The sequence below is a fragment of the Marinomonas spartinae genome (genome assembly GCF_016461715.1).
In the GTDB taxonomy this organism is placed as follows: Bacteria; Pseudomonadota; Gammaproteobacteria; order Pseudomonadales; family Marinomonadaceae; genus Marinomonas; species Marinomonas spartinae_A.
In genome coordinates, this window is sequence record NZ_JAEMUI010000001.1 from 84,249 (window position 1) to 104,305 (window position 20,057).

The following is a 20,057-nucleotide window of genomic DNA, read 5'->3' on the forward strand; positions in this document are numbered from 1 at the left end:
AGAGTTGGGTGGATATCCAAAAAGCAATTGCAGCTGTTGTAAATCGCCAAGATCTAACGGGTGATGAAATGCGTATTGTTATGCACGACATCATGACAGGGATGACGACGCCTGCGCAAATTGGCGGTTTTTTGATTGGCCTTCGAATGAAAGGTGAGACCGTCGCTGAAATTACTGCGGCGGCACAAGTGATGCGTGAGCTGTCTATTAAAGTGGATATTTCTCTAGATAATGTGGTTGATACTTGTGGCACAGGCGGCGATGGTGGGAATGTATTTAATGTTTCTACGGCGTCGGCATTCGTTGTGGCTGCCGCAGGCGGCAATGTAGCTAAACATGGTGGCCGCTCTGTTTCCTCCAAATCGGGTAGTGCTGATGTGTTGGAGCAGGCGGGTATTTATTTAGACTTGGATGCGGAGCAAGTTGCCCGTTGTATTCGTGAGATCGGCCTGGGTTTTATGTTTGCCCCTCATCATCATACAGCAATGAAACATGCTGTGGGCCCGCGCAAGGAAATGGCCACACGAACGATTTTTAATTTATTAGGGCCTCTAACAAACCCAGCAAATGCCAAGCGTCAGGTAATAGGGGTCTTCTCTAAAGAGCTGGTTCGACCGATTGCGGAAGTGCTTAAAGCCTTGGGAAGTGAGCACGTTATGGTTGTTCATTCAGAAGATGGTTTGGATGAAATCAGTATCGCTGCGCCCACTCATGTAGCTGAACTGAAGGCGGGTGAGATCAGCGAATACACTATTACGCCTGAAACCTTTGGCATTCCTTTGCAATCATTAGATTCAGTTCAAGCAAAAGACGCGGAAGAAAGCTTAGCGCTTTTAAAAATGGCATTAGACGGCAAGGGTAAAATAAATCCAGCCCGTGATATTGTGGCGCTTAATGCAGGGGCTGCGATTTACGTTTGTGGCGTTGCTGATAGCCTAAAGGAAGGTGTGTCGATGGCGGAAGATATGATTGGTGGTGGGTTAGCAAAAATTAAGATGTCTGAATTGGCGAGCTTTACTCGCTACTTTATGAAGTAATGAGGCAAGCGTGATAGCGAGAGGATTAGTTTATTATGAAAGCTGAAACACCGACTATTTTAAGAAAGATTGTGTCTCGTAAATACGAGGAAATAGAAGAACGAAAGAGCCATACGTCTTATGCGGACTTGGAAGTGGCGGCGTCTGTCGCCAATGTACATAATCCTGCCCGGGGGTTTGTTAAGGCGTTGCGTCAGAAAATTGCAACAGGTAACGCAGGTGTGATTGCTGAAGTGAAAAAAGCGTCACCTAGCAAAGGGGTCATACGTGAGAACTTTCAACCTGCGCAAATAGCACGTTCTTATGAGCAAGGTGGTGCTGCCTGTTTGTCTGTCTTGACTGATCATGACTTCTTTATGGGACACGAAGAGTATTTGGTTGAGGCGCGTGGCGCCTGCCGCTTACCTGTGATTCGTAAGGATTTTTTGATGGATGAATATCAAATCCTTGAAGCACGCTCTATTGGGGCTGATTGTGTCTTGTTAATCGCTGCGTGCCTAGAAGGGGAAAAGTTACGGTCTATGGATGCCTTGGCAAGAGAGCTTGGCATGGATGTGCTGGTGGAAGTACATAATCAAGCAGAGCTGGATTTGGCGCTTAACTACACTGAAACAGAGTTATTAGGGATTAATAACCGCGATTTGCATACCTTCGAATTGAGCTTAAATCATACCTTGGACTTAATAAAAGGTGTGCCGAGTGATCGTTTGATCGTGACGGAAAGTGGGATCCATACCCGTGAGGATGTAGCGTTAATGCGCGAACATGATGTTCATGCCTTCTTGGTTGGTGAAGCCTTTATGCGAGCTGATGAACCTGGTGATAAATTGGCAGAGTTATTTAAATAATTACTCTGACCTGTATAAGATGAATTGAGAGAAAAGCATGAAAACAAGTGTAGTTTGGAAAGAAGATGTGCATTTTACCGCCAATACGGGCTCTGGTCATACGCTAGAGATTGACGGCAATCAAACGGCTGGCGCTCGCCCAATGGAGTTATTGCTCGCGGGCTTGGGTGGATGTACCTCCTATGATGTGGTGAATATTCTTAAAAAGTCTCGTCAGGACGTTGTTTCTTGTGTGGCGCATATCGATGCCGATCGTGCGGATGCCGTACCAGCTGTCTTTACTGAGATCCGTGTGCACTTTGTGGTCACAGGCCATGGCATAAAAGAAAGTGTTGTTGAGCGAGCGGTAAAACTGTCGGCAGAAGAGTATTGCTCTGCGTCTTTGATGTTGGAAAAAGGCGGCGTGAAGATTGTGCACAGTTTTGAAGTAATTGAAGCACAATAATATGTATTTATAGAGTGCGATTATCGATTGACAGTGTTGAAAACAAAAAGAGCGGCCATTAGTCGCTCTTTTTGTTTTCAATTTTTACCCTAACGGGGTAGAAAATGAGATAGTTTGGTGTCCCCTGCGAGATTCGAACTCACGTTTAAGACTTAGGAGGTCCTCGTTCTATCCTACTGAACTAAGGGGACATTTTGTATGGGAGTTTATACCTGATTTTTGTCTTGAACTCAAATTTATGAAAGAAAAAACATTGATTTATAAATGTTTTTACCTTTTATAAATCTTTCTATATAGGTAAAAAAATGGACGCGGCATTTATTAGTAATGACGCGTCCATAAGGGAGGGAACAGCGGTGAGTGAAAACGTTACAGAGTTTCTACCACTTTAGCCATGTTAGCAAATCGTTCTGGGTTTGCTTTATGTAGCCATTTGGCGGTGAAAAAGCCCCCAACAGCAAAGGCGACTACTAAGTACGGTAATACAGAGACCACGGGTGAGTTAGACCCACTTAATACATCAAGGTTGTTGACAACCATATAGAGTGAAATGACCATTCCTATTGCTGCCATCACCGGTGCAATTAAGCGACTCCAAAGAGAAGCTTCTAAAGAACGGTTTCTCATGAAAAATGCAATCACGGCAAGTGAAACGGCACATTGTAGGACTAAGATTGCCATGGCACCAAGAGCAGATGACCATGCAAAAATATTTGCCATTGGGTCAAGGCCGATAGCGACGAACAAAAGTAGACCTCCTATTATTACGACGCCTTGGACGAGGCTGGCAATATAAGGTGTATGGTATTTTTTGTGTAAAATTGAAAACTTAGACCAACATAAGCCGTCACGGCTTAACGAAAATAAGTAACGAGCAAGCGTATTATGAAAGGCCTGAGTCGCGGCAAATAAACTTGTGATCAGCAAAACAGACATTACTTGGCTTGACCAGTTGCCGAGCAATTTATCGGCCATATTATAAATAAACATACCAGGGTCTTTCGCTGCGACGGCACCCACGTTAGCCGCACCTAAATACTGAACAATTGCCCATGCTGTGAAGGCATAAAATATAGTAATAACAGTTACAGCAACGAGAGTGGCGCGAGGAATGGTTTTTTCCGGTGTTTTGCATTCCTCTGAATAAATGGCGGAGGCTTCAAACCCGATAAAAGAACAGATGGCAAAGATGAGTCCGACACCTGCATTGCCTGAAAATATAACAGATGGTGAAAAAGACGAGAATTCCATGGTAATGGGTTGTTTGACGATGGTGAAGTCAACTAATAGTATGATGGCCACTTCAAGAAGCATCAAAATACCTAGGATTCTTCCTCCAATTTCCACTTTGGCAATACCAAGTACGACCACGATAACCTGATTCGCGACGGCTAATACCCACCAAGGAACGTCAATGCCGAAATTGCTAGATAAGAAAATGCTAGCAAAAAAGCCAAATAGAGAGCTTACGGCAAAAACCATGGATAAGTAGGCTAGCATCGCGATAGAAAATCCCCCTAAGCCAACTGAGGGGCCTAAACCTTTACTTATATATGAGTAGAACGCTCCTGAGTTAACGACGTGACGGCTCATGGCGATAAAACCAAAGCTAAATAGGGTCAATAAGATCCCCGCAACGACGTAAATGCCTGGAATACCGGGACCATTTCCCGCCATAAAAGCGATAGGTAGCGCACCAACAGCCCCCGTCAAAGGTGAAGCTGCAGCAATAACGAAAAAAACGACTGACCAGAGCCCTAGGCTCTCTTTTTTCAATTTAGGATGTTCCATTGCGTGTTCCTATTTTAATTATGATGGATATATTTAGTCTATTTAGTGGCGAGAAAGTGTGTTATCAAAAATCGGCACTTTTTTTTAGGTTTTAATTAAATTATCATAAAATGAGAATTTAATTGGTTGTTTGTGGTGTTTTTTCGCTTTTTTAGTGGTGTAAAATAAGACTCTTATGTGGTATCAAAGTCCATTTTGATGAGTAAGAAATTGCTCAGGGCGAGTTACAAATTAAATGAGAGTATTACCGACGCTGCTTGTTAGACGGCTTCTTTTGGTATGTGATGATTGGCGTGTTTTGTGAGTGAGGCGAAGCGCACTCAATGTTTGTGATGGCAGCTCTCCAAATAGTCGCTTGTAGTCGCAAGTAAATTGAGAAAGATGCCAAAAACCCCATTGCGATGCAATGTTACAAATATTGTCATGGGGGTCATTTAGCATGCTTCGTCTAACGGCATTGAGTCGTATGTTTTTTAAAAAAGTAGCAGGACTTTGACCTGTCACTCTTAAAAAGCAGTTTTGTAGTGCCCGACGAGAAGTGTATGTTATCTTGCAAAGTTCATCGACGTTTAGGGGCGTCTCCGGGTGTTCCAAAACAATTTTTCTAGCCTGACACACTATTTGCTGTGCTTTTTGTCGCGAGATATTTCTTTTTTCAGGACTTTTTTCTTGTGCCTGAAAAAGCAGCATTACCAGCTCTCGTATGTCGCTTTTAAATTGCTTAATGGCGGCAGGTTGATTAAACAATAACGAATGTTGGTTCATATTAGAGAGTATCGAATTAAACTCATGCTTGAAACCTTGAACAAGAGTTTTGTTGGTGAGTGCTCCAACTTTAGGGTAGGGGTTGTCTGTTAAGTCAGAGAGAAGTTCCTCGGGCACACTAACGACCAGTAAGCTACAGTTCTCTGGCGTTTGTAGCATCAGCTCTTCTTGAAAACCACACCAAGATACATCATCTTTTTGTATGGGCTTTCCCAGCCAACGGGCCTCACTGTCGAGTTGATTAAATACTGAAAAGCTTAGTGAGTTTTTTCTGGATTCACCATATTGAAAAACGGATCTCGATAGGCTTTCTTCGTAAATTTGTATGCCTTCCAGCCAAAGCTCTTTAAGAGAGCCCTCAAACCGGCCTGTCGAAAGTTGTTCATAATTGAGATGGCACTCTCTTAGGATCTGGCTGTGTGCTGTTATTTCATGAATACCTGATTCACTACGAAAGCCGTTAGTAAGATGTTCCGCCACCATAGACATTACCTCTTTTTCATCACTATATTGTGTTGTTGTGTAAACGAAGCAAAATACAGGCCAATGGCTTCTATAAGGGAAGATGATGAGCATGTAAGGAAGTATGTTTTTTGGTCTGACAGACAAGGCTAAACGATGAAGACGAAAGGGAGGTGGATAAACCACTATATTCTAGATAGTTGTTTAATCATTGGTTTTACTGGGGTTTTGAAGTTAAAAAAGTAAGATTTTGGTGGTTTTTGAAAAGCGATTTAGTATTTAAAATCTAATATGTTCTCATATTTTGAGAAATTTATGTTTGATTTGATCTGGGTCAATGTTGTTTGTTTTTTGTGCAGGTTTTCCAATATATGCTTTATAAAAGGGCACTTTCGTTTCTTTTTTACCCATTTTTAGGTGCACTTTATCACATTGTTAAATAGGTGATTTTGTAGGTAGACTGCAATGTTTAGGCGCGGCCTAAAGTGTGCTTACTGCTGACAGGTTGGGTTGAGCCTCGTGCTGTGTACACTTTATTTTTACTGTTGTGTCCTTGCAATAGCTCGAAAAGGTGTTTGTTACGTTTTTGGAGAGTGTGAAGGATACGGGCGTTAGTTTGGTTTTTGGTTTTACAAGTCGTTAGCAGAGTCTCGCATTCAGAGATCAATAAACGTGTATCATCCATAGAGCTGTCTTGGTTTTTAAGCCAAGTCTTAAAGTCGTCTTCGAGAGGATTATCTCTGTCCAAAATGTCAAATTTAATCAGAATATTGAGTCGACGTTCGTTCAACATGCTCATTTCATCGAGCAGTGTTCTTTTCTGTTCTGCTATTTGAACGATTTTTTGGTTGTCTAATTGACCAAATGCTGAGCGCTCATTATCCAAAAGCGTTACAAGCTCCGTAAGGATTTCTTTGCTTCTGGTAAAAACCGGTTCGATAGGGATCATAAAACTGACCGAGTTAGACTATAAGAGAGCCTTATAGTCTAGAACAATGAATCCATAGAAGCCATGTTATGAGCAAGCTTCTGGGTATCTATTTTATAATTGCCAGAGGCTAGATCGTTTTTGATACGGTCTACCTTCTCCTGATCAATTTCTGGCATACTATTGATGCGAGACTCCTGATGTTTCAGTGTTTTTGCTGTGCCACTGAGCTTAACTGTATCCGCAGCCATTAAGCTACTAGAGCCAGGGTTCGATGAGGTATCAACAGAGTGTTTGCTCGCATCGTCCTTTGTCGCACGCTCGCTTTTCGTGACGTTGCTTTGATTGGATAACCCTGTAAAGTGTATTGCCATGGGGGTTTACCGCCTTAAATAATTTATCTGTCTCTGTTAACGACCGTTGCCCGTAAAACTTTAGTTAAACTTCGCGTAAATGTCGATATAAAAAAACCAAATCAGACTAAAGAATGCTCAGTAGTTTACAAGAACCTCACTGTCCGTTACAACTTTTGCATATATTATTCTACCTGAACTGGTATTTTTAACTCGTATTTGTTGGCCTTCAACACCATCTTGTAGAGCGATGCCGTTCATTTTAACCACAATGTTGCCGCTCTGGGCTGTGATGAGGATTTGATTGCCTTTTTTTATGAGGGTGGGCTTTTGGGTAACATCATCGGAAATAAAGGTGTTAATGCGTAAGTTTCGGGAGGCAACAAGGCCATAAGGCGGATCTTGGGGTGTATATACTTGGCCTCTTAAATTCGTTAAATCGACATTGCCAATGCCAATGTTTTGCTTGGTAAAAGCTTGCCCTCTATTAATGGGTTCGAGCGTTTTAAAAGCCGGTATTAAAATGCTCTGGGTGACAGGGAGGTAAGACTTCCACATCGGATTGTTACAACTAATAGAGTAGGTGGTGCGTTTTGAAGCGCTGGGGCGCTGATTTTTTATTTGGATGTGTTTGTCTTTGCAAGTTGGCAGGTAACTAAGCGAGATTTTATTGTTAAGGGTAATGGACACCGACGCATCAGGGTAAATACCTGATAAGCGAGGAATCTCAACATTATTGATGTAGTTTTGGACTTGGTCTTCTATTGACGAAGCAAACGTGGTGCTGGCCTGAAGGCAAAAGAAGGCTAGCAGTAGCCTTGTTAGTCGCATGGTTTACTCTCTTAGTTACTAGTGGGGACATTCCCAGCTAGCGCATTTAGTACATTGAGTTACTATAAGGTATTAGTAAAATAGCAAAAATCACTCTATCATTGACAATATATTTTAATATTAATTAGTTTCAGTGAATACTGAATTTACGAATACACAATAGGAGGCTTTATGGCCAGTGTTCTCGATAGCGTTAATCAGCGTACCCAACTTGTTGGGGAGAACCGCCTGGAATTGCTGCTCTTTCGCTTAAATGGCAAGCAAATATATGGCATTAACGTGTTTAAAGTGAAAGAAGTATTGCAGTGTCCTAAGCTAACTTCCATGCCTCACAGTAGTCCTGTTGTGCGAGGTGTGGCTCATATTCGTGGCGGAACCATTCCCATTTTAGATTTGGGGCTTGCGACAGGGGCCAGTCCGATTGAAAACATTGCCCAATGTTTTGTCATCATTACTGAATATAACCGTCGTATTCAAGGGTTCTTGGTGCGTGGCGTTGAACGTATTGTCAATATGAACTGGAGCGATATTCAGCCACCGCCAAAAGGCTTGTCCAACGACAACTACCTAACGGCAGTTTGCCAAGTCGACAAAGAAATGGTTGAAATTATTGATGTAGAGCAGATTTTGTCTGAAGTGGCGCCAACTCGTCAGGATATTTCGGATGGTATCATCAATGTGGGCATCCAAAATAGTGCTAAGCAGCATCATATTTTGATTGTGGATGACTCCTCTGTTGCCCGTAAGCAGATTAAGCGCTGTATGGAGCAAGTGGGTTTTGCGACAACGGTTTTGAATGATGGTCGTGAAGCCCTTAATTATCTGCAAGGTTTAGTAGCGGATGGGGCGGATGTTACCAAAGAGTTTGCAATGGTTATCTCTGATATTGAGATGCCAGAGATGGATGGTTATACCTTAACCACGGCCATTCGTAATGACAGTCGGTTACAAGATTTGTTTATTCTACTTCATACATCGTTAAGTGGTGTGTTTAATGAAGCTATGGTAAAAAAAGTTGGAGCAGATGGCTTTTTGGCTAAGTTCCAACCAGATGAGCTAGCACGCTTAGCAATCGAAACAGTAAAGATACAATCCGATGATTGAGTGTAAGCGTGATGTGGTTTTGATGATATTTAGCGCTGTGTCTGATCCTTTTAGCTGCTGTTTTAGGAGTTCTAATGCTCAGTAGTACGAATGCAATAACACCAAACGGCTATTTAAGGTTTCGAGATTTTCTTCAAAAAGTATGTGGCATTTCATTAAGTGATAATAAACAGTACTTAGTGGCAAGTCGGTTAGGGAAGATCTTAGAAAGAGAAAATTTTAATAAAATAGAACAGTTAGTTGATGTTCTTGAACGTGCCGGCAATGCAAAATTAAAAGAAGAAGTGATTAATGCGATGACGACCAATGAAACCTTATGGTTTCGTGACTCCCATCCTTTTAAAATCCTGAAAGAGAAAATTTTACCTGAAATGACCAAGTCGCCTCTGAAAATTTGGTCGGCTGCTTCTTCTACAGGGCAAGAGCCTTACTCTATTAGTATGGTGATAGAAGAGTTCAAAGCTTCACGCCCTGGTGTGTTAAGGCCTGGCGAAAAAATTATTGCGACCGACATTTGTACCAATATTTTGCAGCATGCTAAACAAGGTGAGTATGATAGCCTAGCCATTGCTCGTGGGTTAGGCGATGACATGCAGCGTAAGTATTTCGATAAAATTAATAATACCACATGGAAGGTGAAGCCTTCTTTGAGCGTGCGTATCGACTTTCGCTACTTGAATCTGATTGATTCATTTTCAGGACTTGGTAAGTTTGATGTCATCTTTTGTCGTAATGTACTGATCTATTTTACCGCAGATTTGAAGTTGGATATCTTGAAGCGAATGCATGCCGCTTTGAATCCTGGTGGTTACTTGTTTCTTGGAGGGTCTGAAGCCTTAAGTGGTTTATCCGACTTGTTTGAGATTGTTCAATGTCATCCAGGGATTGTCTATAGGGCAAAATAACAAACAATTAACAAGGCTTCTTTGTTGCTATTTTGCCGATAATAGGCAGTGTGCCGCGTATATCCCCCTTATTGAAAACGATCTTTTCGAAGGCCCTTTTTGCTATTATGCCAAGAAGGGCCTTTTATATTCGTGCCCTTTTTCCTCTTTGCTTTGACTCGCCGTTATGGGGGATGTCATGTTGCCGCTTTTTGCCGATAACAAATAAAAAACTCATAAGTATTTGATTTTAAATTGTTTTTTATTTTGGCACTATTATTGCTTTTTGATTTGTACGTTTGATCATTGTATGAAGAGAGAAGTATGGCTATATCATTTGAACAAGCATTTGCAGGGCATGACAAAATGCTGGAGTTTCGCAGTGCTCGCGCCGCTGTATTGGCAAACAACATCGCCAATGCGGATACGCCAAACTACAAAGCCAGAGACATTACCTTCGACTCCATGTTTAGCAATGAGAAAAACAAACTGTATTTAGCGGTAGATAATAAGCGACATATAAATGGTGTGAGTGAATTTGGTGATGGCGATAATGGCCTTTTGTATCGTAACCCAAGTCAGCCCTCTTTAGATGGTAATACGGTTGATATGCAAAGAGAAAAAGCAGAATACGCTAAGAATTCTCTGCAGTTTGATACCAGTTTTATGTTTTTGGATAGAAAAATCAGTGGTATGAAAAAAGCACTTAGCGGGAACTAATCAGTATGTCTTTAGGTAATATTTTTAATATCGCAGGGTCTGCGATGAGTGCCCAGACCATTCGCTTAAATACAGTGGCGAGTAATATGGCAAACGTTGACAGTGCGGCAAGCTCTGCAGATCAAACATACCGAGCTCGTAAGCCTGTTTTCTCTGAGATGATGGTTAATTCCATGAAGGATAATGGCTGGGGAGATACCACTGACGATGATAGTGGTGCGGGAGTTGGCGTCAAAGTAGATGGTATTGTGGAGTCTTCTGCGCCGCTTAAACCGAGGTATGAACCGGATAACCCAATGGCAAACGATAAAGGGTATGTCTATTACCCAAATGTTAATCCGATCGAAGAAATGGCCGATATGATGTCTGCATCGCGTTCTTTTCAAACGAATGTCGATATTATGAATTCAGCCAAAAGCATGATGCAAAAAATGCTCACGCTTGGACAGTCATCATAGGGGTGATGTATGGCAAATATATCTGATAATAATGGTTTAAAAAATCTGATTGCTCAGTACGGCACAGATGGTGCGAAAGCGAGCTTGAAGAAAAGTGCAAATAAGGATGGGGTCAAGGATCCAGCTGCTGCGGGTGCGCATGATGTAAAAGACCCAAAAAAAGATCCGACAAAAGGCCTGGCTGATAAAAACGTATTTTTAAAGCTGTATATTCAACAGCTTAAAAATCAAGATCCAACGGCACCGCAAGACACCAATGATATGGTGGCCCAGATGTCACAATTTAGTTCTTTGGAAAAGTTATCTGGCATTTCAGACCAACTCAAGAATATGACAACGGCTCTTACATCCAACCAAGCGCTGGGTGCGTCTAGTTTGGTGGGTAAATCGCTATTGATGCCTGGGAATAAGCTCTCAGTAAGTGATGCGCAGCATTCTATTGACCTTAAAACAGATATTCCTAAAGACTCTACTTCCGCAGAGCTAAAGATTTTCGATGCCAATAATAAATTGGTTCGTACGCAAAAATTGACAGAAAATGATGTTAAGTGGGATAGAAAAGATGATCAAGGTAAAGAATTGCCACCTGGTGAATATCATTTTGCCGCTTCATCTGTCAACGAAAAAGGTCAGGTAGCTGCTATGCCCATTCAATTACCCGCTCGTATTCAGGGCGTAACAATTAATGGCAAAGACGGTACTATGTTAAATGTCGAGAATCATGGAAAGATTAAACTGACTAACAAATTGGAAATATTAGGTTAACCGGAGCAGATTATGGGATTTAATACAGCGTTATCAGGCATCAAGGCATCCGCTGATTACTTGAATGTAACAGGTAACAACATCGCTAACGCGGATACAACAGGTTTTAAAAAGTCTCGTGTCGAGTTCGATGATCTATATAGTACTAATGTGTTAGGAGCAGGCAGTAACAACTCCATTGGTTCGGGGGTGGGAGTATCTAAAGTTGCGCAAGAATTTTCTTCTGGTAATTTGAAATACACAGATAACAATTTAGACTTGGCAGTGGATGGCACGGGGTTCTTTGTTATCAAGCAGCCAGACGGCACCCAAGCTTATACTCGGGCGGGTGATTTTAAATTGGATGCTGATGGTAATTTGGTGACGAATACTGGTCAAAAAGTGCAAGGTTACAACGCAAAAAATGGTATTTTAGGCGGTAATTTAGAGGATTTGGTGGTGCCTACGGAGCGAATCCCTCCTAAAGCGACGTCAGATGTAAAGCTTAAATTAAATTTAAACTCGGAAGGTGAAGATGTTCCGCCTTATATTCGTGCGGATTTTGATCCTAAAAACCCAGATACTTATAACTATACTCAAACCCAAACGGTAACCGATGCAAATGGTAACAACCATATTATCAGTTACTATTATGCAAAAGGTAAGGATCCTGATACCTATCGTGTTTATGCGACGGTAGACGGTAAAACCAAAGACGATACTGGTGCTGCATTTATGCCACCTACCTACGCGACCTTTAATAATGCCGAAGGTAATACCGATTACAACGGCGATGGGATTAAAGAAAAACCTTTTCAACTTTTATATCTGGGGAATACTGAGCCAACAACGGCGACGATCTCCACCATGTCGCAAACGCCGATTGCTGTCAGTGGTACATTGGGTGGGGTGGCGATTACTGGTGGTTTGGCGCCAGCGGACTTGCGTGAGCCTAAACAAGTGGCACGACCTGCGTTTGATCCGAATAATCCGAAATCATACAGTTATGGCAATACCAAGAACATTTATGATTCGTTAGGACAGACTCATACCTTGGGCTATTACTTTATTCAACAGGGTGAAGATAATACATATGAAGTGAGAGCGACGGTTGATGGAAAGGAAAGCTATACCGATCCGATTACGGGCGAAGAAAAACCGTTTTTGCCGAAAAACAGTATGGTGAAGTTTGATGCTACGGGTAAATACCAAGGTACATTCCAAGGGATTCCTCCTTTTGGAACCCCACAACCTGTTAATCTAGAAATTACAGGTTTTGATCCAACGAATCGTGACGCTATTATGCCTATTGACCTTGCTGGATCGACTCAGTTTGCTTTGGCGAGTACCGATAACTTTGAGCAAAATGGTTATACTGCCGGGGAGTTACAAGGGGTTTCGTTTGATCGAGATGGTAACTTGAAAGCCACCTATACAAACCAACAAACGTCTGTTCTTGGTCAGGTTGCCTTGGCGTCGTTCGATAACGTAGATGGTTTGACGCCAGCGGGTGATACCGCCTGGGTGGCAAGCTCTAATTCTGGCCAAGCAAATGTAGGTCGGCCTAATAGTGGTACCTTGGGGGGAATCCAAGGCGGAGCATTAGAGCAGTCCAATGTGGATCTTACCTCTGAGTTGGTTGCTCTAATTGAAGCGCAACGTAACTACCAAGCAAATAGTAAAACGTTAGAGACAGAAAATACGGTCACGCAAACTATCATTAATTTGCGTTAATGATATAAAAGAGATGTTTCTAGCCGGAGTGGTTGCCCACTTCGGCTTTTTTTTGCCTTATTTTCGCCTATCTTTGGTAGTTTTTTTATTAAAACTATATATATCAATGGATTGGAACGATTTCAAACTTGGTATGATTCTTGATAGTAAGTGATTAGATGGTAAAAATGCGTAACGAGAGGGTGTAATGGATAGAGCGTTGTATCTAGCAATGAGTGGTGGTGTCGAAACAATGAACGCCCAAACTATTCATGCGAATAACTTAGCAAACGTCAACACGACAGGGTTTCGCGCTGACTTTGAGCAGGCACGAGCGATGCAGGTTTACGGAGAATACTATCCAAGCCGTGTCTATGCCATGACGGAGAATCCAGGTACGCGCTTTACCCCAGGAAGCATGATTCAAACAGGGCGTAACCTAGATGTAGCGATCAAAGGCAAAGGCTTTTTAACTGTTTACGACTCAAAAGGACAAGAAGCCTATACTCGAGATGGCAACCTGCAAATTAATGCCGCAGGGCAATTGGTAACGGGCACAGGATTACCTGTGGCTGGAGTTAATGGCCCCATTTTTTTGCCGCCTTTGCAGAGTCTGACGATTACCTCTGATGGCTCTATTTCAATTATTCCACAAGGGGGAGCGGCAAATCAGGTTGCCGTTATTGGTCAGCTTAAGCTGGTGAATCCTGACCCTGATGATTTACGTAAAGGCGAAGATGGCTTGATTCACAGTAAAGATGGGAAGGTTTTTAATCAAGACTTAAATACGCAGGTTGCCTCCGGTTTTGTGGAGGGGAGTAATGTGAATGCGGTGGAAGAAATGACGCATATTATGGATCTGTCTCGTCGCTTTGAAATGAATATTAAAATGATGAATACCATTCGAGAAGACAGTGCTGCGTCTTCGAGAATTTTACAAAGGGCATAATCGCTTTTCGCGCTAACTATCTCCGTTGATCGATTACAGTCGCGCTATTTAATTTGCAAAGAGGCTTATATGAATTCAGCACTTTGGGTAAGTAAAACTGGCTTAACGGCCATGGACAAACAACTGAATGTAATATCAAACAACCTAGCGAACGTCTCAACTACGGCGTTTAAAAAAGACCGTGCCGTGTTTGAAGATCTGATGTACAAAACGGAGCGAGCACCAGGTGGATTAAGTGCTCAAAATGCCGAACTGCCATCTGGATTGCAGTTAGGGACAGGGGTGAAAGTGGATGCCACTCAAAAAGACTTTTCTAATGGGGATTTTAACGTGACAGGTCGAAAACTGGATGTCGCAATTCAAGGCAACGGCTTTTTTCAGGTTTTACAGCCTGATGGCACGATGGCTTACACGCGAGATGGCAGTTTTCAACTGAGTAGCACTGGACAGCTTGTCACAGCAAATGGGCTGGTGGTGCAGCCGCCTATTCAGATCGACCCGGATGTGACCAGCATCAATATAGCTAAGGACGGAGTGGTCTCGGTGCAGAAAAAAGGCGTGACGGATATGCAGCAAGTTGGTGTGATTAATTTAGCGGGTTTTGTGAATCCAACTGGTTTGGATGCCATTGGGGGGAATCTCTACACTGAAACCAATGCTAGTGGACCGCCAATTGTGGGGGCACCAGGTACTGACGCATTGGGTTCTCTTGGGCAGGGTATGTTAGAAGCATCTAATGTCAATTCGATTGAAGAATTAGTGAATATGATTACGACACAACGCGCTTATGAAATGAACTCTAAAGTCATTTCTTCTGCCGATGGTATGATGAGCTTTGCAATTCAGCAGCTCTAGGATAAGTGGATAATATGAAAATTAAACTGGCGCTTTTAGTTTTGCTTTCGACTTGTTTGAGTGGTTGTTTAACGTGGAATGTTGATAAGCAGGCGGTGGCGAACGCCGCAGGAGCTGCTGCAGGTGCGGCAGTGGGTAATGCGGTAGCCAATGCGGCAGCGAATGCCGCCGCACCTAATAAAACACCTGCGAAAGATGAAACGCCGAAAGAGCCAAAAAGAAAAGGTTATGTCCCAGATCCAAATGATCCTATGAAAGGACCACCAAGGGCTCAAGCGAATATTCAGGAAGATGATCCATATTATGCGCCAGTGGAGCCGGATGGATTGAAGCCTGCACAGGCCCCCAATGGCAGTATTTACAGAACGGGCATGGGCGATGTCATGTATGGAGATCAAAGAGCTAGCAAAGTGGGTGATATCCTGACCGTCAACTTGAACGAAAGTACTTCTTCGACAAAGGATAATGCCGCGACCATATCAAAAACCTCGTCTGCAACGGGGGGGGACCCAACGGTTCTGGGGCAAAAAATTCGGGCTGATTCCACTTTGCCCCAACAAAAAACAAATTTTTCCGGTAGCGCCTCAGCGAATCAGGATAACAGCTTAACCGGGACGATTACGGTAACGGTTTATCAAACGTACCCGAATGGATTGCTGGCCATTCGTGGTGAAAAGTGGCTTAGGCTAAATCAAGGTGATGAATATATTCGTTTTACTGGTTTAGTGCGTAAAGCCGATGTATCGCCACAAAATACGGTGGATTCTTCTCGGGTGGCAGATGCTCGCATCACCTATTCAGGTAATGGTGATGTGGCAGCGGGCAGTCAACAAGGTTGGGTGACCCGTCTTTTAAATAGTCCTGATGCACCAAGGTAATGGGTGTCCAGATAGCAATTATTCGATCAATCGTTTTGCATAGGTGGTTACGAAGATGAAACAGTTAGTGCTCGTCTTTTTGTTGATTGCGTCTTTCGGGGTGCAAGCTGTACGCTTAAAAGACATTGCCAGTGTTCAAGGGGTTAGAGATAACCAATTGTTCGGTTATGGACTGGTGATTGGTTTGGATGGAACGGGCGATAGTACGCCTTTTACCAATCAGAGCTTTGCTAACATGCTGTCACGATTTGGAGTGACTTTGCCTGCAGGCGTGAGTGCAACCTCTAAAAACGTTGCAGCAGTGTCATTGACAGCCACCTTGCCAGCCTTTTCTAAACCAGGGCAAAAAATTGATGTGACGGTTTCTTCAATTGGTAATGCAAAAAGCCTACGCGGTGGTACGCTTTTACTGTCAACATTAAAAGGTGCGGATGGACAGGTTTATTCCATTGCGCAAGGTAACGTGATTATTGGCGGTTTTGGGAATAATGGTTCTGATGGTTCACGAAACTCGTTAAGTGTGCCGACGGTTGGTCGAATTCCAGATGGTGCCAGTGTTGAACGAGTGGTTCCGACGAGTTTTGATTCAGGGGACTCGCTTACCTTTAATTTAAATCGTCCTGATTTTACCACGGCAAAAGATGTGGCAGATAAAATCAATGGTCTTTTAGGAAAAGGGGTTGCGGAAGCATTGGATGCGACTTCGATTCGCGTCAGAGCCCCACGTGATCCTGGTCAGCGGGTGACCTTTATTTCGATTCTAGAAAATCTCGATGTGAAGCAAGGTGAAGAGCGAGCTCGAGTTGTGATTAATTCTCGCACTGGCACCATTATTATTGGTCAACATGTGCAAGTGTCTCCAGCGGCGATTACCCATGGTAGTTTGACAGTGACCATTCGCAATACGCCACAAGTGGTGGGGCAAAATGGCAAGGTGACCGGAGGGGGAACCATTATTTCACCTAGAAATGGTGATCCTCAAGTGGATAGAAACAGTGGGCATATGTTCTCATTTGCGCCAGGAGCGTCATTGGATGACATTGTTCGGGCAGTGAATCAAGTTGGTGCGGCTCCAGGGGATTTAATTGCTATTTTAGAAGGTTTAAAACAAGCTGGAGCCATTAACGCTGACTTTGTCATTATCTAAGTAAAAGAATTTGAGATGCTTATGAACGCTTTACCGCCCACTAATCCTGATGACTTCTTTGCCGATTTTTCAGCTTTGGAATCGTTAAAAACTAAAGCGAAAAAGGACCCAGAAGCGGCTCTTAAGGAAGTTTCACAAAAATTTGAAGCTATTTTTATTGGCATGCTATTAAAAAATATGCGGGCTGGTAATGAAGCCTTGGGAGACGGTTTGTTTTCTAGTCAACAAACGAAGCAGTATCAAGGCATGATGGACGACCAAATGGCGCAAGTATTGGCCAAAACGGGTGGTTTTGGGGTATCTGAGGCGCTGATTCGTCAGTATCAGGCGCAACACCCGAAGGCTCATAAAGCAGGTGCTTCTGATGACAATGATTTTATCAAGCGGGTTTCTAGTCAGGATTTGGTTCGAGTGAAAGCGTTGGCTCACCAAGCTTCTACAGACTTTTTAAAAGCAGCACAAAAAGAAATGTCTGGCGCAACGGTTGAGGCATCCAGTTCGAGTACTTCGCCCAAAGAGCCTGTAGCCAGTCACCCTGACTTAGTCCAGAGCAAAGAGGAAGCGGCTAAACCGACAGCGCAGTCTGTTGCGTTTGATTCCCCAGAGGCTTTTGTAAAAGCCATGTGGCCCCATGCGAAAGCGGTAGCGGAAAAGCTGGGTGTAAGTGCGAAGGCTATATTAGCACAGGCCGTGTTGGAAACTGGTTGGGGGAAACATCCCATTGCAAAAGACGATGGAACCGCTAGTTATAATTTATTCGGCATTAAGGCGGATCATCGTTGGGATGGAGATCGAGCGGTGGTTAATACGCTGGAGTTTCGTCATGGTATTGCCAAGCGCGAAAAAGCAGCATTTCGAGCTTACGACTCTTTTTCGCAAAGTTTTAATGATTATGCCAATTTTTTAACTGCTGATGATCGTTATAAAGACGCTTTGAAGTCGGGCAATGACCCGTCTTTGTTTGCTGTCTCATTGCAAAAAGGCGGCTATGCAACGGATCCTGAGTACGCACAAAAAATTGATCGGATTCTATCGAGTAAGTGGTTTGAGGCTTTATAGATCGGCATTTTGTTTTCTTTTTCATCCGGTAAAGTTCTTGCGTTAGCAGTCGATAAGTCGTTATAGCGTTGGTGTCATTTTAGAAATTATCCTTAGAGGTGTGGGCATGGGCTCAAATTTATATGCGATTGGTTTATCTGGCCTGCAGAGCAGTCGGGCCCGTATTGATACGACCGGTCAAAACACATCGAATGTGGATACAGCGGGTTATAGTCGTCAGAAAACCTCTACGATTGCGGAAGCCAATGGTACCGTTAGGATTAAAGACACCGCGCGAATTGTTGATAAATTTGTCAATGAACAGGTGCGCAATGATGTCTCTGCGCATTCTTACTATGATACTTATCATTCTATTATGTCGACGTCAGACCAATTGTTGGGGGAAAAAAGTGTTTCTTTGAATGCGTATTTAAGTAAGACATTTAAAGCCATACAAGACGTGAATAATGACCCAACCTCTTCTTCTTTACGTGACATTGCCTTTTCCAACATTAAAGATTTGGTTCAGCATTATCATACCCTGTCTAATTTGGTGGGTGAACAAAAGAGCATTGCTGATAAGCGCTTATCAACTTCAGTTGCGGAGTTGAATAACATTACTGGGCAAATTGCACAGTTGAATGGCGATATTCTCAAGGAAGAAACCCGATCTACTTCGCCAGCCAATGAGCTGCGTGACAGACAAGAAGAACTGGCTAAAAAACTATCTGGCTACCTGCATATCAAAGTGGATTACTCTAAAACGGGCGTCATGACAGTGGCTCTTGCCAATGGACAGCCTTTGGTGATGGATAAAACACCCACTAAGCTTAAAGTTGAAGAAGACCCTAAGAACCCACAAAACAAGAAACTCTACATTGATTTTGGTAAATACGAAGTGGGCGTCAATAACGAAAATTTAGGTGGTTCTATCGGTGCTTTGGTCGATTATAGTGCCGACTTCGCTGTGAAATCGGATCGCTTATTGGGTCAAAGTGCGATTTCTATTGCCGACCGAATGAACCAGCAGAATAAGCTCGGTTTGGATGGTGATGGTAATTTTGGGCAGGATCTATTTCGTATTGGCCGCATTAGTTTTCATGCTGGACAACATAATATCGGTAATGCATCGGATCTTGCGGTGCGAGTGACCCCTGGAAAATCCGCTGAAATAACCACCGACACCTATGAGTTATCGAAAACCGATAACAATCGTTTTTTGATTAAGGCCTATGATGAGCATGGTCATCTTAGAAAACATGTCACGGAAATCAATACCAGTACGATGAAACCGGACGATAAAGGCTATTATCAGGTGCCTGGTCTCGGTTTCGATATTCGTTTGGGGGATATCAGTAAATATTCGATTAATGATGTATACAACTTTTCACCAACAGAAGGTGCTGCGACAGGCTTGTCTTTACAGGCTAATAGTGGAGAGGATTTGGCGCTTCGAGCTCCCATTGGTGTGCAAACGAATCCAAATAATATGTCAGATGCGAAACTCACGTTAACGTCTGTCACAAACACCCATCCTGATCGTTCTGCCTTCAAGAGTAGTAATGAGCTTTATCAAAATGCCCCACACAGTATCGTGTTTACGGGAGATCATTCATTTGAAGTCCGTGATGGTCGTGGAAATGCTTTAGCGAAAGTAAATAACATGACGAATTTTAAAGACCTTCTCACTCAGGCTGGATTAGCAAAAGAGGCTGGTTTTGATTTGTCTTTGCAGGGAAGCCCTAAGGCAGGGGATGAATTTGATTTAGGCCCTCAATTTACGGGAGCTGCAGACGATTATAACGGTTTAAAATTAGTGTCTTTGCAGGACAAGCCTCTCATCGGAGGAAAAACGTCTTTATCTGAATCTTTTGCTGATCTTGTTGCCTCTGTCGGGAGTAAAACCGCATCGCTGGAAACCAACAAAGAGTCGAGCGATGTCGTCATGAATCAAAGTATCGCGAGACGTGATTCCATATCTGGTGTTAGCTTGGATGAGGAAGCCGTTAACCTACTCAAGTACCAGCAGGCGTATTCTGCTTCCGCGCAAGTGATCACGGCGGCCCGAAGTACATTTGATACGTTATTAGCGGCAATGAGGTAAGTT

The 20,057-nt window shown here is 43.0% G+C and carries 20 protein-coding genes and 1 tRNA gene; 15 read left to right on the top strand and 6 right to left on the bottom strand.

What is annotated here, in order from left to right:
* The first annotated feature begins 8 nt into the window (after positions 1-8).
* From trpD to JHD45_RS00370, 3 genes are read left to right on the top strand one after another with little or no spacing between them, the layout of a single operon-like run.
* On the top strand, positions 9-1,037 hold the full coding sequence (trpD, locus tag JHD45_RS00360; protein WP_199473863.1) for an anthranilate phosphoribosyltransferase: 1,029 nt from the start codon (positions 9-11) through the stop codon (positions 1,035-1,037).
* Between the two features lie 35 nt (positions 1,038-1,072).
* Entirely contained in the window at positions 1,073-1,885 is an 813-nt protein-coding gene (trpC, locus tag JHD45_RS00365; RefSeq protein WP_199473865.1) for an indole-3-glycerol phosphate synthase TrpC, read from the top strand.
* Positions 1,886-1,922: 37 nt separating this feature from the next.
* Positions 1,923-2,330 carry an OsmC family protein gene (locus tag JHD45_RS00370; RefSeq protein ID WP_199473867.1) on the top strand — a complete coding sequence of 136 codons (408 nt, stop codon included), beginning with the start codon at positions 1,923-1,925 and terminating at the stop codon, positions 2,328-2,330.
* Positions 2,331-2,445: 115 nt separating this feature from the next.
* Here the strand turns inward: JHD45_RS00370 and JHD45_RS00375 are convergent.
* The 6 genes from JHD45_RS00375 to flgA all read right to left on the bottom strand — a co-directional run bounded on the left by JHD45_RS00375 (position 2,446) and on the right by flgA (position 7,460).
* Positions 2,446-2,521: transfer RNA gene (locus JHD45_RS00375), tRNA-Arg, on the bottom strand.
* Positions 2,522-2,699: 178 nt separating this feature from the next.
* Positions 2,700-4,121, bottom strand: a complete 1,422-nt coding sequence (locus JHD45_RS00380; RefSeq protein ID WP_199473869.1) for an APC family permease — start codon at positions 4,119-4,121, stop codon at positions 2,700-2,702.
* Between the two features lie 231 nt (positions 4,122-4,352).
* Positions 4,353-5,369: a helix-turn-helix domain-containing protein gene (locus tag JHD45_RS00385; protein ID WP_199473871.1), complete on the bottom strand. Its 1,017-nt coding sequence runs from the start codon at positions 5,367-5,369 to the stop codon at positions 4,353-4,355.
* A gap of 448 nt (positions 5,370-5,817) precedes the next feature.
* Positions 5,818-6,297, bottom strand: coding sequence for a flagella synthesis protein FlgN (locus JHD45_RS00390; protein ID WP_199473873.1), 480 nt, complete (start codon positions 6,295-6,297; stop codon positions 5,818-5,820).
* Positions 6,298-6,335: 38 nt separating this feature from the next.
* Positions 6,336-6,650: a flagellar biosynthesis anti-sigma factor FlgM gene (gene flgM, locus JHD45_RS00395; RefSeq protein WP_199473882.1), complete on the bottom strand. Its 315-nt coding sequence runs from the start codon at positions 6,648-6,650 to the stop codon at positions 6,336-6,338.
* A 117-nt stretch (positions 6,651-6,767) separates the two neighbouring features.
* Complete coding sequence (flgA, locus tag JHD45_RS00400) at positions 6,768-7,460, bottom strand: flagellar basal body P-ring formation chaperone FlgA (RefSeq protein WP_199473884.1); 693 nt, start codon at positions 7,458-7,460, stop codon at positions 6,768-6,770.
* A gap of 171 nt (positions 7,461-7,631) precedes the next feature.
* Here flgA and JHD45_RS00405 point away from each other — a divergent pair, with 171 nt between their 5' ends.
* The 12 genes from JHD45_RS00405 to flgK all read left to right on the top strand — a co-directional run bounded on the left by JHD45_RS00405 (position 7,632) and on the right by flgK (position 20,054).
* Complete coding sequence (locus JHD45_RS00405; protein ID WP_199473886.1) at positions 7,632-8,564, top strand: chemotaxis protein CheV; 933 nt, start codon at positions 7,632-7,634, stop codon at positions 8,562-8,564.
* 74 nt (positions 8,565-8,638) lie between these two features.
* A complete protein-coding gene (locus JHD45_RS00410; protein WP_199473888.1) occupies positions 8,639-9,469 on the top strand; it encodes a CheR family methyltransferase in 831 nt (276 codons plus the stop codon).
* 303 nt (positions 9,470-9,772) lie between these two features.
* Positions 9,773-10,168, top strand: coding sequence for a flagellar basal body rod protein FlgB (gene flgB, locus JHD45_RS00415; RefSeq protein WP_199473890.1), 396 nt, complete (start codon positions 9,773-9,775; stop codon positions 10,166-10,168).
* A gap of 5 nt (positions 10,169-10,173) precedes the next feature.
* On the top strand, positions 10,174-10,626 hold the full coding sequence (flgC, locus tag JHD45_RS00420; RefSeq protein WP_199473892.1) for a flagellar basal body rod protein FlgC: 453 nt from the start codon (positions 10,174-10,176) through the stop codon (positions 10,624-10,626).
* A 9-nt stretch (positions 10,627-10,635) separates the two neighbouring features.
* Entirely contained in the window at positions 10,636-11,391 is a 756-nt protein-coding gene (locus tag JHD45_RS00425) for a flagellar hook assembly protein FlgD (RefSeq protein ID WP_199473894.1), read from the top strand.
* A 12-nt stretch (positions 11,392-11,403) separates the two neighbouring features.
* Entirely contained in the window at positions 11,404-13,104 is a 1,701-nt protein-coding gene (locus tag JHD45_RS00430; RefSeq protein WP_199473896.1) for a flagellar hook-basal body complex protein, read from the top strand.
* Positions 13,105-13,291: 187 nt separating this feature from the next.
* A complete protein-coding gene (gene flgF / locus JHD45_RS00435; RefSeq protein WP_199473898.1) occupies positions 13,292-14,032 on the top strand; it encodes a flagellar basal-body rod protein FlgF in 741 nt (246 codons plus the stop codon).
* A 69-nt stretch (positions 14,033-14,101) separates the two neighbouring features.
* The gene (gene flgG / locus JHD45_RS00440) at positions 14,102-14,887 is read left to right on the top strand and encodes a flagellar basal-body rod protein FlgG (protein ID WP_199473900.1); all 786 of its coding nucleotides are present in this window, start codon (positions 14,102-14,104) and stop codon (positions 14,885-14,887) included.
* 14 nt (positions 14,888-14,901) lie between these two features.
* Complete coding sequence (locus JHD45_RS00445) at positions 14,902-15,765, top strand: flagellar basal body L-ring protein FlgH (protein WP_199473902.1); 864 nt, start codon at positions 14,902-14,904, stop codon at positions 15,763-15,765.
* Positions 15,766-15,820: 55 nt separating this feature from the next.
* On the top strand, positions 15,821-16,912 hold the full coding sequence (locus JHD45_RS00450; RefSeq protein WP_199473904.1) for a flagellar basal body P-ring protein FlgI: 1,092 nt from the start codon (positions 15,821-15,823) through the stop codon (positions 16,910-16,912).
* A 21-nt stretch (positions 16,913-16,933) separates the two neighbouring features.
* Positions 16,934-17,971: a flagellar assembly peptidoglycan hydrolase FlgJ gene (flgJ, locus tag JHD45_RS00455; RefSeq protein ID WP_199474489.1), complete on the top strand. Its 1,038-nt coding sequence runs from the start codon at positions 16,934-16,936 to the stop codon at positions 17,969-17,971.
* 106 nt (positions 17,972-18,077) lie between these two features.
* Positions 18,078-20,054, top strand: coding sequence for a flagellar hook-associated protein FlgK (gene flgK, locus JHD45_RS00460; protein WP_199473906.1), 1,977 nt, complete (start codon positions 18,078-18,080; stop codon positions 20,052-20,054).
* Positions 20,055-20,057: the final 3 nt, after the last annotated feature.

Coding starts and splice junctions, on each gene's coding strand:
- flgM (WP_199473882.1), bottom strand. CDS start 6,650: ATGGCAATACACTTTACAGGGTTATCCAATCAAAGCAACGTCACGAAA.
- flgF (WP_199473898.1), top strand. CDS start 13,292: ATGGATAGAGCGTTGTATCTAGCAATGAGTGGTGGTGTCGAAACAATG.
- JHD45_RS00430 (WP_199473896.1), top strand. CDS start 11,404: ATGGGATTTAATACAGCGTTATCAGGCATCAAGGCATCCGCTGATTAC.
- flgB (WP_199473890.1), top strand. CDS start 9,773: ATGGCTATATCATTTGAACAAGCATTTGCAGGGCATGACAAAATGCTG.
- flgA (WP_199473884.1), bottom strand. CDS start 7,460: ATGCGACTAACAAGGCTACTGCTAGCCTTCTTTTGCCTTCAGGCCAGC.
- JHD45_RS00445 (WP_199473902.1), top strand. CDS start 14,902: ATGAAAATTAAACTGGCGCTTTTAGTTTTGCTTTCGACTTGTTTGAGT.
- JHD45_RS00410 (WP_199473888.1), top strand. CDS start 8,639: ATGCTCAGTAGTACGAATGCAATAACACCAAACGGCTATTTAAGGTTT.
- JHD45_RS00450 (WP_199473904.1), top strand. CDS start 15,821: ATGAAACAGTTAGTGCTCGTCTTTTTGTTGATTGCGTCTTTCGGGGTG.
- JHD45_RS00380 (WP_199473869.1), bottom strand. CDS start 4,121: ATGGAACATCCTAAATTGAAAAAAGAGAGCCTAGGGCTCTGGTCAGTC.
- flgG (WP_199473900.1), top strand. CDS start 14,102: ATGAATTCAGCACTTTGGGTAAGTAAAACTGGCTTAACGGCCATGGAC.
- flgC (WP_199473892.1), top strand. CDS start 10,174: ATGTCTTTAGGTAATATTTTTAATATCGCAGGGTCTGCGATGAGTGCC.
- JHD45_RS00390 (WP_199473873.1), bottom strand. CDS start 6,297: ATGATCCCTATCGAACCGGTTTTTACCAGAAGCAAAGAAATCCTTACG.
- JHD45_RS00405 (WP_199473886.1), top strand. CDS start 7,632: ATGGCCAGTGTTCTCGATAGCGTTAATCAGCGTACCCAACTTGTTGGG.
- trpC (WP_199473865.1), top strand. CDS start 1,073: ATGAAAGCTGAAACACCGACTATTTTAAGAAAGATTGTGTCTCGTAAA.
- JHD45_RS00425 (WP_199473894.1), top strand. CDS start 10,636: ATGGCAAATATATCTGATAATAATGGTTTAAAAAATCTGATTGCTCAG.
- JHD45_RS00370 (WP_199473867.1), top strand. CDS start 1,923: ATGAAAACAAGTGTAGTTTGGAAAGAAGATGTGCATTTTACCGCCAAT.
- JHD45_RS00385 (WP_199473871.1), bottom strand. CDS start 5,369: ATGGTGGCGGAACATCTTACTAACGGCTTTCGTAGTGAATCAGGTATT.
- flgK (WP_199473906.1), top strand. CDS start 18,078: ATGGGCTCAAATTTATATGCGATTGGTTTATCTGGCCTGCAGAGCAGT.
- flgJ (WP_199474489.1), top strand. CDS start 16,934: ATGAACGCTTTACCGCCCACTAATCCTGATGACTTCTTTGCCGATTTT.